At 45.4% G+C, this 12,753-nt stretch carries 12 protein-coding genes; 11 read left to right on the top strand and 1 reads right to left on the bottom strand.

Features of this window, described 5'->3' with window-relative positions:
• Positions 1–37 precede the first annotated feature (37 nt).
• From ACZ07B_RS13715 to azoRB, 6 genes are all read left to right on the top strand, one after another.
• The gene (locus tag ACZ07B_RS13715; protein ID WP_003228388.1) at positions 38–832 is read left to right on the top strand and encodes an SDR family NAD(P)-dependent oxidoreductase; all 795 of its coding nucleotides are present in this window, start codon (positions 38–40) and stop codon (positions 830–832) included.
• 110 nt (positions 833–942) lie between these two features.
• Positions 943–1,515: a TetR/AcrR family transcriptional regulator gene (locus ACZ07B_RS13710; protein WP_124059112.1), complete on the top strand. Its 573-nt coding sequence runs from the start codon at positions 943–945 to the stop codon at positions 1,513–1,515.
• Positions 1,512–1,871 (top strand): DMT family transporter, encoded by a 360-nt coding sequence (locus ACZ07B_RS13705; protein WP_024572579.1) that lies wholly within the window; start codon positions 1,512–1,514, stop codon positions 1,869–1,871. The genes ACZ07B_RS13710 and ACZ07B_RS13705 overlap by 4 nt, the downstream gene beginning before the upstream one ends.
• A complete protein-coding gene (locus tag ACZ07B_RS13700; protein WP_017695155.1) occupies positions 1,868–2,269 on the top strand; it encodes a YvaD family protein in 402 nt (133 codons plus the stop codon). The genes ACZ07B_RS13705 and ACZ07B_RS13700 overlap by 4 nt, the downstream gene beginning before the upstream one ends.
• 165 nt (positions 2,270–2,434) lie before the next feature.
• Positions 2,435–4,321 (top strand): FUSC family protein, encoded by a 1,887-nt coding sequence (locus ACZ07B_RS13695; RefSeq protein ID WP_464877324.1) that lies wholly within the window; start codon positions 2,435–2,437, stop codon positions 4,319–4,321.
• 159 nt (positions 4,322–4,480) lie between these two features.
• Positions 4,481–5,116, top strand: coding sequence for an FMN-dependent NADH-azoreductase AzoRB (gene azoRB, locus ACZ07B_RS13690; RefSeq protein WP_003235159.1), 636 nt, complete (start codon positions 4,481–4,483; stop codon positions 5,114–5,116).
• A 36-nt stretch (positions 5,117–5,152) separates the two neighbouring features.
• Here azoRB and iolW read toward each other — a convergent pair whose 3' ends face one another.
• Positions 5,153–6,229: a scyllo-inositol 2-dehydrogenase gene (iolW, locus tag ACZ07B_RS13685; protein WP_464877323.1), complete on the bottom strand. Its 1,077-nt coding sequence runs from the start codon at positions 6,227–6,229 to the stop codon at positions 5,153–5,155.
• 127 nt (positions 6,230–6,356) lie between these two features.
• Here iolW and csoR point away from each other — a divergent pair, with 127 nt between their 5' ends.
• From csoR to bdbD, 5 genes are all read left to right on the top strand, one after another.
• On the top strand, positions 6,357–6,662 hold the full coding sequence (gene csoR, locus ACZ07B_RS13680; protein ID WP_003228404.1) for a copper-sensing transcriptional repressor CsoR: 306 nt from the start codon (positions 6,357–6,359) through the stop codon (positions 6,660–6,662).
• 73 nt (positions 6,663–6,735) lie between these two features.
• The gene (gene copZ, locus ACZ07B_RS13675; protein WP_003244260.1) at positions 6,736–6,945 is read left to right on the top strand and encodes a copper chaperone CopZ; all 210 of its coding nucleotides are present in this window, start codon (positions 6,736–6,738) and stop codon (positions 6,943–6,945) included.
• Between the two features lie 83 nt (positions 6,946–7,028).
• A complete protein-coding gene (copA, locus tag ACZ07B_RS13670; RefSeq protein ID WP_464877322.1) occupies positions 7,029–9,440 on the top strand; it encodes a copper-exporting P-type ATPase CopA in 2,412 nt (803 codons plus the stop codon).
• A gap of 416 nt (positions 9,441–9,856) precedes the next feature.
• The gene (locus ACZ07B_RS13665) at positions 9,857–11,965 is read left to right on the top strand and encodes a heavy metal translocating P-type ATPase (protein ID WP_464877321.1); all 2,109 of its coding nucleotides are present in this window, start codon (positions 9,857–9,859) and stop codon (positions 11,963–11,965) included.
• 119 nt (positions 11,966–12,084) lie between these two features.
• Positions 12,085–12,753, top strand: a complete 669-nt coding sequence (bdbD, locus tag ACZ07B_RS13660) for a disulfide bond formation protein BdbD (RefSeq protein WP_003228414.1) — start codon at positions 12,085–12,087, stop codon at positions 12,751–12,753.

Below are 12,753 nucleotides of genomic sequence, written 5' to 3'. Positions count from 1 at the left end.
CAATAAATAAGAGGAATCAAAAACGGAGGGATGAATAATGAAGCTGAATTTACAAGGAAAAACCGCACTGGTGACCGGTTCGACATCTGGGATCGGAAAAGCTATTGCCTCTTCGTTAGCTGAAGAAGGTGCGGCAGTGATCATTAACGGACGCCGGGAAGAGAAAGTGAATCAGACGATAGATGAACTGAAAACACAACATGCTGAAGCGGTTCTTTATCCGGCTGCATTTGATTTGGGAACAGAAGAAGGCTGCAATGAGCTGTTTCAGGCATATCCAGAGGTTGATATTTTGGTCAACAATTTAGGGATTTTTGAACCGGCGGAGTACTTTGATATTCCCGACGATGAATGGTTTCGTTTTTTTGAAGTGAATATTATGAGCGGTGTAAGGCTGACACGCAGGTATTTGCATAACATGATAGAGAAAAAAGAAGGGCGTGTGATTTTCATTGCCAGTGAAGCGGCGATTATGCCGTCACAGGAAATGGCGCATTACAGTGCGACAAAAACGATGCAGCTGTCCATTTCCCGCAGTTTGGCGGAGCTGGCAACCGGCACGAATGTCACAGTCAACACCGTCATGCCGGGCTCTACCTTAACAGAGGGTGTGGAAACCATGCTGAACTCGCTGTATCCTGGTGAAAACCTGACTGTTCAAGAAGCTGAGGCACGTTTTATGAAAGAAAACCGGCCGACATCTATTATTCAAAGACTGATCCGTCCGGAAGAAATCGCCCACTTCGTTACATTTTTAAGCAGTCCGCTTTCCTCTGCGATCAATGGCGCGGCACTTCGGGCGGACGGCGGTTTGGTCCGCAGTGTCTTTTAAACCTCTCCCAATAGGAGAGGTTTTTTTATATATTGTTGATTTCCATAAATTTCTCTCGTATAATATTGGTACCAAAATAGTTTTCTTGGTACTGAAAGCGGGGGATTAATGTGGAAAAAAGAATTATGGCGGAAACCATCCGGCTGATTAAGCAGAAAGGATTTTCATTTACGATGAATGATTTGGCGGCAGCGCTGGGAACGAGCAAGCGGACGCTCTATGCATATTATTCATCTAAAGATCAGCTTGTTGAGGCGGTTGTCGAACAATTTATAGCTGAAATGAAGCAAATGGAAAGAGACATCTATGAAAATGATAGTTTAAATGTGCTTGAAAAGGTGAAACAAATGCTGATCAGCCTTCCGCAGGGGATGGAACTGCTGAACATGGGATTATTAAATGAACTAAAGAAATACCATTATGATGCGTGGCTTACATTAGATGCGTTTATTAAGGAAGAATGGGCGATTGTCCTAGCATTATTAAACGAGTGCAAACAGCAAAAGAGAATCAGAAACATCAATCCGGACCTGTTTGTTCACATGTATATAGGGAGCATCAATCAAGTGTATGACCCTGAATATCCACTGAAACATCAGTTCACGACAGGAGAGGTGCTTGAATCAATTGTAGATGTTTTGTTTAACGGTATAACAGCTGATGAGGAGGCTGATGCCACGTGAATTGGGTGTTTCTATGCTTGGCGATTTTGTTTGAGGTTGCGGGAACGGTCAGCATGAAGCTATCGTCCGGTTTTACAAAGCTTATTCCCAGTTTGCTGTTGATTTTCTTTTATGGAGGAAGTCTTTTCTTTCTGACGCTTACGCTTAAATCCATTGATGTATCAGTTGCTTATGCTGTATGGTCAGGGATGGGAATCGTCCTGATTACAGTCATTGGTTTTTTGTTTTTTCAAGAACATGTTAGTGTCATGAAAGTCATTTCAATTGGTTTGATTATTGCCGGTGTTGTGTCTTTAAACCTGATCGAGCATGCTACGGTGTCTGAGCCGGTACATAAAAGCGGGCAGTACAAATGAGATATATGAAGCTGTTTTTTCTCGTGACTGATATCGGTTTTATCTTGTACTGGCTGTCAGCCGGGTTTTCGCTCATACCGGAAAGCTGGGCTTTTAAACATCATGACCATCCGTTTATGATCGCTTGGAACTGGTCTTTTTTTCCGCTGGATATCCTGATTTCTGTCACAGGGTTGTACAGCTTGTACCTACAGCGGGTGAATCGTGCTGACTGGAAGCTGATGGCGCTGATTTCTCTTGTGCTGACCTGTTGTTCAGGTCTGCAGGCGCTATCATTCTGGACATTCAGCAGGGACTTTGATCTTGTGTGGTGGCTGTTTAATGGGTATCTATTGATTTATCCTTTATTTTTTATTCACCTGCTCTTAAAGGAAGGCAGAAGGACAAAACAGTCCTGACAGGTGCCGCTTTTATGATAATAAACTGATGTAATGAAGCAGAGACGGTATAAGTCTCTGTTTTTTTATCGGGCGCACCAATTGAGAAGCTAACCGCGTTTTTGGGCATACTAAAGCGAAGAAACGGGAAAAGTTCTACACATTCATTGAAAAGGATTTTGTCAAATGAACAAAACTGCTGCGAACAATCAAAGAATCATGCCTATCGTGAAGGATGCCTTTCGCATTCATGCAAATCCATTTCCTTGGAAGAAGGCTATCGGATCAGGTTTCGCTTCAGGGTTTCCTGTGCTGGTCGGTGCATTGGCAGGTCACACGGATTACGGATTAATTACAAGTATCGGAGGCTTTGTTTATTTATATGCGGGCGGTGAATCGTACAAAAAGCGCGCCTTGAAGCTGCTCTTGGTTTCTATTGGGATCGCCCTCTCATTTGGTTTAGGGACGCTTTTGTCCGGGATGCTTTGGATGATGGCGGCTGTTTTGGGGCTGATCGGGGCAGCGGCGATGTTTATTTTTAGCGCGCTCGGCATTCAAGGCCCTGCGCCGATGTTTTTTGTCCTGGCCTTTTTAGTCAGTTCCGGGCTGCCGGCCGATCCTTCACAAGCGCTGTTCAGAGCGGGACTGACGTTTCTCGGCGCCATTTTCGCCATGGGTATCGCTTTAATCGGCTGGTTATGGAACAAACATGGACCGGAGGGAGCGGTGCTGCAAAAAACATATCATCAGCTGGCTGCATGTCTTTCAGCCGTCGGAACGCCAGGTTTTCATAACGCACAGCATCAGACCGTGCTCATGCTTAGAACAGCCCGCCAAACGGTTCTTGGGAAAGGGAACAGACGGAAAAAATCGCGGCATGATGAACGATTTTTCCGCCTCCTTGAAAAAGCTGACGACATATTCCTTGCCATTATTCATTTTTCAGCTGAAACGCCGGACAGAGAGACCGCGCAGATTGAAAAGGCACTTCGCCAAACCGGAGATATGCTTGCGCATGCACGGGTTTCCGGTACGTTTCAGATTAATGAGAACGAATCTGAGCCTAGGCGGAAGCTGTTTGAAGAAATCAATGAGGTTTTGCATATCGCTTCAGGACGTTTTGATAAGCAGCTTGACGGGGAACCGAGCCGCCTGCCATCCTCTTTTTACTTTTTGAGAAATGCCTTTGACTGGAAGTCTCCGGTTTTGATTAGAGCGTTAAAGTATGGAATTGTTCTGTTTGCCGCCGATATGTTTGCCCTCGCATTCGGCTTTGCACGTTCCTATTGGATTCCGCTTTCGGCAGCAGCGGTCATGCTTGGCACTACTGTTGTTTTTACGCTTCACAGGGCTATTCAGCGTTCGGCCGGAACGGTGATCGGTGTTATACTGGCAGGCGCAATCCTGTTTTTTAAGCCGGGCGGTGTTTATATTGCGTTTTGTATTGCAGCGCTGCAATGTCTTCTTGAGATGCTGATCGTCCGCAATTATGCGCTGGCTGTTCCCTTTTTAACCGCAAATGCGCTTGTTATCACAGAAAGTATGCATGGCGGCGCGGGCGCCGGTTATTTTATGATAGCGAGGCTGACTGATGTAGCTGTCGGCAGCGTGATCGGGCTGTTGGGAACAATGCTTTTGTGGCGGCGGTTTTCAACCAAGCGGCTTCCAGAACTTGTGCGGCGGTTGGAAGGGCAGTTTATGGAGAAACTGTTAACCGGGCAGAATGCCGACGAACACAAGTTAAGGGTGAGCCTTGTCAGGCTTCGGGATGCGTATGACAAGGCCCTTGGAGAGTTTCCTCATGCGAATGCGGAGGCGCTCTGGCCTGCCATTTCCGGTGCTCAGCACTTAGGGTACTATTTGCTCTCGGCGCAAGCTCACCGCCGTCCGCCTGCTCCGTTTTCTGATGAAGAGATCAACCAGCTGCGGGCGTTTTTTGAACAGGCTGAGCAATCCTTAATAGTGAAAAGGATGCCTGCGGATATTCAAGTGCCGCATGTCCCTCATTATCCTCGGATCAGTAAAGAATTGTCCGCGCTGTATTCCGGCTTGAGAACAGCTTTTGAAAAGTAAGCTGTTTGGGAAAGTTAAATAATCTTTAATTCGAGATGTTTTACTTGAAAGTAAATTTCTTTGTCTCTATAATAAAGTCTAAGAGAGACAGAATAATCATTATGCATCTGTATGATAATAATTGATGTGTGATTTTTAAAAACGAAAGGGCTGGTAAAAATGGCAAAAGTATTATATATCACTGCTCATCCACATGACGAAGCAACTTCGTACAGTATGGCAACAGGTAAAGCATTTATCGAATCTTACAAAGAAGCGAATCCAAATGATGAAGTTGTACATATCGATTTGTACAAAGAAAACATCCCGCATATTGACGCAGATGTATTTAGCGGATGGGGAAAGCTTCAGTCAGGTACAGGCTTTGAAGAGCTTTCTGAAAGCGAAAAAGCGAAAGTAGGCCGTTTGGGAGAGCTTAGCGATCAATTTGCATCAGCTGATAAGTACGTATTTGTTACTCCTTTATGGAACTTCTCATTCCCGCCAGTGATGAAAGCGTATCTCGATTCTGTTGCTGTTGCAGGAAAATCATTCAAATACACAGAACAAGGCCCTATTGGCTTGTTGACTGATAAAAAAGCAATTCATATCCAAGCGCGCGGCGGCTACTATTCAGAAGGCCCTGCGGCTGAGATGGAAATGGGGCACCGCTACATCGGCATCATGATGAACTTCTTCGGCGTACCATCATTCGATGGCATTTTCGTAGAGGGACATAATGCGGAGCCTGATAAAGCACAGCAAATCAAAGAAGACGCGATTGCGCGTGCGAAAGAAGCAGGAAAAACATTCTAATGAAAAAGCCTCCCCTTATTTGGGGAGGCTTTTGTTTTATTGCTCCAGCATAATGGTTCGTTTCTCTTTACCGCTTTTCATCGCGGCTTCAATGATGCGGATGACATCAATACCTTCCTCAGCAGTGACTGGCAACGCAGCACCTTCTCGTATGCTTTCCGCTATTTTACGGTAATAAGTAAGGTAGGAGCCATTTACTGATGGAATCGTTTCTGTTTTTTTGTCGGAGCCACGAATGGTTGTAAGCTGTCCGTAAAACTCCGGATCATCCGCACCCCAGCTGTCATCCTCTGGTTTTCTTCCCGCTCTGAGTGCGTCTTCCTGTCCGTCAATTCCGTATTTGATAAAGCTGGAATCTTTTCCATGGATTTGATAACGAGGTCCGTTTGCCGGAACGATTGATCCTCCGTATAGAATGGCTTGAAGCTTGCCATAATCCAGGGTTAAATGAAAATAGTCAACCGTTTCGGCATTTTCCCGCTGGGCCATCACGTTTGCAGTCACGGCTTTAGGCATCCCAAACAAATGCAGGGTTTGGTCTATGATGTGGGAGCCGAGATCATACAGCGTACCAGTGGCAGTGCCTTCTTTTTCCCGCCACCGCGCTTGAACTTCAGGTCTGTAGCGGTCATAGGAAACTTGATATGTATTGATATCTTCAAGGGATCCCTCAGAGATCAGCTTTTTAATCGTTAAAAAATCGTTATCCCAGCGTCGGTTATGATATACGCTTAATAATACGCCTTTTTCATCGGCAGCCCTTTTTAATGTTTCCCCCTCTTCGGCCGTTGCTGTCATTGGTTTTTCCATCACAACATGTTTTCCGGCCTGTATGCATGCCATAGCATGCTCGTAATGAAGGCCGCTCGGGGTGGTGACAATGACAAGCTCAATGGCAGGGTCATTTGTGATTTCCTCAAGCTCATGTACAACCTCAGCATCTGGAAAATCCCGTTTCACTTCTTCTGTCCGAGATGTCATGATTTTGCTGATTTGATATTCATCCAGAACATCCAGCAGCGGCCCGTGAAAAACAGAACCGGACAATCCGTATCCTAATATTCCAACCTTGATCGTATCCACTTTTCTTCTCCCCTTTAAAAGCGTTATCAACAGAAGTATATACCCTCCTGATCAAATGGTAAAACCTAACTGATTCATTTTTTGGATCGGCATGCTTAGACAACCGTTTGGACAATCAGTATAATGGGAATTAATATCATTAAACAGAGGTGTACGCATGGAAAAGCATAACGAACATAAAACATTAAACCATAAAAGCTCGAAAGAAAAGGATCAGATTACAAACCGGCTTAAGCGGATTGAGGGCCAGGTCAGAGGCATTCAAAACATGGTGGAAAACGACAGATATTGTGTAGATATTCTTGTGCAAATTTCAGCTGTTCAGGCGGCAATGAAAAATGTGGCGCTTCATTTGCTTGAGGATCATGCCCATCATTGTGTAGCAGATGCCATCAAAAGCGGAGACGGGGAACAGGCCATTTCTGAGCTTTTGGACGTATTTAAAAAGTTCACAAAATCATAAAGCGTTTTTTATTGTAATACCCTACGGGGGTATGGTAGGATGAAAATAGAAAGAATAAACAGGAGGAATTGATATGGAACAAAAAACATTGCAAGTTGAAGGAATGTCTTGTCAGCACTGCGTCAAAGCAGTAGAAACAAGCGTAGGAGAACTGGACGGCGTCAGTGCCGTTCATGTCAATCTGGAAGCGGGTAAAGTCGATGTTTCGTTTGATGCTGACAAAGTATCAGTCAAAGATATTGCGGATGCGATAGAAGATCAGGGCTATGATGTAGCCAAGTGATTCAAGGTATCGCGCCTTTAGGGAGGCGCGATATTTCTTTCATTTTTATATACCCCCCAGGTGTATATAAAGGAGTGAGTATGTTGAGTGAACAAAAGGAAATCGCGATGCAGGTCTCTGGTATGACCTGTGCGGCATGTGCTGCCAGAATTGAAAAAGGCCTGAAGCGGATGCCCGGTGTCACGGATGCAAATGTTAATCTGGCAACGGAAACATCAAATGTAATCTATGATCCTGCTGAAACAGGGACTGCAGCGATTCAGGAAAAAATAGAGAAGCTGGGCTATCACGTCGTTACAGAAAAAGCTGAATTCGATATTGAGGGCATGACCTGTGCGGCTTGCGCCAATCGGATTGAAAAACGGCTTAACAAAATAGAAGGCGTCGCAAATGCACCAGTAAACTTCGCTTTAGAAACGGTTACGGTCGAGTACAATCCGAAAGAAGCGTCTGTCGGCGATTTGAAAGAAGCGGTAGATAAGCTTGGATATAAGCTAAAGTTGAAGGGTGAACAGGACAGTGAGGCTGCTGCTGCTAAAAAGAAAGAAGAACGGAAGCAAACGGCGAGACTGATTTTTTCAGCTGTCCTGTCATTTCCATTGCTTTGGGCGATGGTGAGCCATTTTACATTTACATCATTCATTTGGGTACCGGATATATTTCTCAATCCGTGGATGCAATTTGCGCTGGCGACACCAGTCCAGTTTCTGATCGGCTGGCCGTTTTATGTGGGTGCGTATAAGGCGCTTAGAAATAAAAGCGCCAATATGGATGTATTGGTCGCCCTCGGTACGACGGCTGCTTACGCTTATAGTCTTTATCTTACTTTTCAAAGCCTTGGCTCCCATGGGCATACAGACGGCCTTTACTATGAAACAAGCGCGATTTTGCTGACGCTGATTTTATTAGGCAAGTTGTTTGAAACAAAAGCAAAAGGCCGTTCCTCGGATGCGATTAAAAAGCTGATGAAGCTTCAAGCGAAAACAGCGACTGTTGTAAGAGACGGACAGGAGCAAATTATCCCGATCGACGAAGTGCTTGTTAATGACATTGTTTACGTCAAACCTGGCGAACGAATTCCTGTCGACGGAGAAGTGGTTGAAGGCCGCTCAGCAGTTGACGAATCGATGATTACAGGAGAAAGTCTTCCTGTTGACAAAAATCCTGGTGACAGCGTGACAGGTTCAACCGTTAACGCAAACGGCTTTCTGAAAATTAAAGCTGTCAACGTCGGAAAGGATACTGCGCTTTCTCATATCATCAAAATTGTTGAGGAAGCACAAGGGTCAAAAGCGCCGATCCAGCGTCTCGCTGACCAGATTTCAGGTATTTTTGTTCCCATTGTATTGGGGATTGCCGTTCTCACTTTTCTCATTTGGTATCTTTGGGCGGCTCCTGGCGATTTTGCCGAAGCGATCAGCAAGTTCATTGCGGTTCTTGTCATTGCCTGTCCTTGCGCCCTCGGTCTTGCCACTCCGACGAGCATAATGGCTGGATCTGGACGCGCTGCTGAATTCGGGATTTTATTTAAAGGCGGCGAGCATTTAGAAAAAACACATCGTCTCGATACCATTGTTCTTGATAAAACCGGAACCGTGACAAACGGGAAGCCGCGTCTGACAGATGCCATTCCATTCGGCCATTTTGAAGAAAAAGATTTGCTTCAATTTGCAGCGGCAGCGGAAACGGGATCAGAGCATCCGCTTGGCGAAGCGATTATTGCTGGCGTGAAAGATAAAGGGCTTGAGATACCGAAGCTAACCCGTTTTGAAGCAAAAGTCGGCGCAGGCATTTTGGCTGAAGCCGGAGGAAAAAGCATTCTCGTCGGCACAAGAAAATTAATGGAGAGCGAACAGGTTGAGCATGGGGCTCTTCTCGCCAAAATGGAAGAGCTAGAGGCAGAAGGAAAAACAGTTATGCTTGTATCCATTGATGGAGAAGCAGCTGGGCTAGTAGCGGTTGCAGATACGATTAAGGACACGTCACGGAAGGCTGTTGCCCGTCTGAAAGAGTTGGGCCTTGATGTCATCATGATGACAGGAGACAATCGCAGAACCGCAGAAGCCATCGCGAAGGAAGCGGGAATTACGAATATCATTGCGGAAGTCCTTCCAGAACAAAAGGCAGCAGAAATTGCCCGCCTGCAAAAAGAAGGCCGCCAGACAGCAATGGTAGGCGACGGAATTAACGATGCGCCGGCGCTTGCCACAGCTGACATCGGCATGGCGATTGGAACTGGAACGGACATTGCCATGGAAACAGCAGACATTACACTGATTCGCGGCGATCTGAACAGCATTGCCGACGCAATCCGCATGAGCAGATTGACAATGAAAAACATTAAACAAAATTTATTCTGGGCGCTTGGCTATAACAGCCTCGGCATCCCAATCGCAGCACTTGGATTTTTAGCACCGTGGATAGCAGGAGCAGCAATGGCATTCAGCTCCGTTTCCGTTGTTCTGAATGCTCTTCGTCTGCAAAAAGTAAAATGAAAAACCGGCTATATGCCGGTTTTTCAGCGTGTCGACAAACCCTCACATTCGTTGTCAGGCCTGCACGTCGGTGCTCACGAATGATGAAGGAACAGCGGCTAAATGCTTAGGCGTCCTGCCCAAACACCGTTGTCATCACATCCTGTGAAAGTCTGCTCCGATGCTCACCCTTCCTAGACTTCAAGGGTTTTCAATCACGCTAAATAGATGACATAATCATAAAATGAAAACCATTTTATGATTTTATCAACAATCTAAAAAACCGGCATATGCCGGTTTTTGTTTTTCATTGACACTTTCTTGGAAAACAACATATAATAGGTGTAACTTATATATGAGTATATGCTCATATATATAAAATAAATACAATACTCATTGATACGCTTTGAAGAGGGAACCCTAAATCGGAAGGTAAGGTGAGACTAGTGAAACAGGAATACGTTCTGGACGGTTTGGATTGCAGCAATTGTGCCCAAAAAATCGAAAATGGAGTCAAAGGCATAAAAGGCATTGACGGATGCGCGGTAAATTTTGCGGCAAGCACCTTAACTGTCTCAGCCGATGGGAAAGAAGAGCAATGGGTCACGAATAAAGTAGAGAAAAAAGTGAAATCAATTGATCCGCATGTAACGGTTCGCCAAAAGCATATAAAGAAATCAGCTGATGATGGCTATCGTAATAGAATGGTCAATATGCTGATCAGAATGGCGGCGGCTGTCATTCTCGGCGCAGCGGCATATTTGGTTCATTCGGGAACCATTGAATTTTTCCTTTTCCTCGGTGCTTATTTGATTATCGGCGGTGACATTATAATCCGCGCAGTCAAAAACATCATCCGCGGTCAGGTGTTTGATGAGCATTTCTTAATGGCTCTTGCCACAATCGGCGCTTTTCTGATTCAGCAATACCCTGAGGGGGTCGCCGTTATGCTGTTTTATCAAATCGGTGAGCTTTTTCAAGGAGCCGCGGTCAGCCGTTCCAGAAAATCAATTAGTGCGTTAATGGACATACGGCCTGATTACGCCAATCTCAAAACAAAGAACGGCATCGAACAGGTTTCCCCGGAGGACGTTCAGACAGGAGACATCATTGTGGTTAATCCGGGAGAAAGCATACCCCTGGACGGTAAGGTCGTGCAAGGGTCAGCGATGGTTGATACATCTGCTTTAACAGGTGAGTCCGTTCCGAGAAAAGCTGCGGAAGGACAAGATGTAATGTCAGGCTTTATCAATCAAAACGGCGTTCTGCATATTGAAGTCACAAAGGGCTATCAGGAATCAGCAGTATCAAAAATATTAGACTTGGTTCAGAATGCGAGCAGCCGTAAAGCCCGGACAGAAAACTTTATCACGAAGTTTGCCAAGTATTATACACCTGCTGTGGTGATCATTGCGGTATTGCTGGCCTTTGTTCCGCCGCTTGTTCTTTCTGGCGCCGCGCTTTCCGATTGGGTGTACCGCGCGCTTATCTTTTTAGTGATTTCTTGTCCTTGTGCGCTTGTTGTCTCTATTCCGCTCGGTTTCTTCGGCGGAATCGGAGCGGCCTCAAAGGCCGGAGTGCTTGTAAAGGGAAGCAATTATTTAGAAGCCTTGAATCAAGTCAAATACGCAGTGTTTGATAAAACGGGAACACTAACAAAAGGCAGCTTTGAAGTGACAGAAATCAAACCCGCGGAAGGTTTTACAAAGGATAGATTACTTGAAGCGGCGGCATACGCTGAGCTTCATTCACAGCATCCGATTGCTGAATCTGTGCGTAAAGCTTATGGGAAAATGCTTTCCTCCGATGAGATAGAGTCATACGAAGAAATCCCCGGCCACGGCATTTTTGCAAAGGTAAATGGAACTGAGATCCTTGCCGGGAATAAAAAGCTCATGGAAAGAGAACAAATTGAGGATGTCCCGGATGAAAATGCTGGAACAATCGTACACGTTGCTGTTGATCAACGCTATGCCGGAGCAATCATCATAGCGGATGAAGTAAAGGAAGACGCAGCACAGGCGGTTGCTGATCTGAAGTCGCTTGGGATCAAACAGACAGCTATGCTGACGGGTGATTCGAAACAAACGGGAGAAGCCGTCGGAAAACAGCTTGGGATTGGTGAGGTATATGCAGAGCTGCTGCCGCAAGATAAAGTCGCGCAGGTCGAAGCATTAGAAGCTAAGCTTTTGCCTAGTGAAAAACTCATTTTTGTCGGTGACGGCATCAATGATACGCCGGTGCTTGCACGCGCAGATATAGGGGTTGCGATGGGAGGCCTTGGCTCAGACGCCGCGGTAGAAGCCGCAGACATCGTGCTGATGACAGATCAGCCGTCAAAAATAGCAGAAGCGATTCGGATTGCGAAACGGACACGGCGAATCGTGTGGCAAAACATCGGCTTTGCTTTAGGTGTGAAAGCGATCTTTCTCATTCTTGGAGCATTTGGAATTGCAACCATGTGGGAAGCGGTTTTCTCAGATGTCGGTGTTACACTGCTCGCTGTGGCAAACGCGATGCGCGTCATGCGTCTCGAAAACAGATAAATTGTCGGAGAGAATTCATTTTTTCGGGGTTTTCTTATAGGCGCTTGTCTTGTTAAAATAAAGAAGTGGGTCAATTGCGATCCGCTTCTTTTTTAATTTTAAAACGATGAGGTGTCGGAGTGAAAAAGAAACAGCAGTCTTCTGCGAAATTCGCGGTCATCCTTACGGTTGTGGTTGTTGTATTGCTAGCAGCCATTGTCATCATTAATAACAAAACGGAACAAGGCAATGATGCGGTGTCCGGACAGCCGTCTATCAAAGGGCAGCCTGTGCTTGGCAAGGACGATGCACCGGTAACTGTAGTAGAATTCGGAGATTACAAATGTCCGTCTTGCAAGGTGTTTAACAGTGACATCTTTCCAAAAATACAAAAAGACTTTATTGATAAGGGCGATGTGAAATTTTCTTTCGTGAACGTCATGTTCCATGGAAAAGGTTCAAGATTAGCGGCTCTTGCATCTGAAGAAGTATGGAAGGAAGACCCTGACTCTTTCTGGGATTTCCATGAAAAGCTGTTCGAAAAACAGCCGGATACGGAACAGGAATGGGTAACCCCAGGCCTCCTTGGTGATCTTGCAAAAAGCACCACAAAGATAAAACCTGAGACGCTCAAGGAAAATCTTGATAAGGAAACATTCGCTTCTCAAGTGGAAAAGGATTCTGACCTTAATCAAAAAATGAACATACAGGCAACACCGACGATTTACGTCAATGATAAAGTGATCAAAAATTTTGCGGATTATGATGAAATCAAAGAGACAATAGAAAAAGAGCTGAAAGGGAAGTAA

This window comes from Bacillus sp. 9.4 (assembly GCF_055486415.1).
This window is presented reverse-complemented; position numbering and strand designations above follow the sequence as displayed.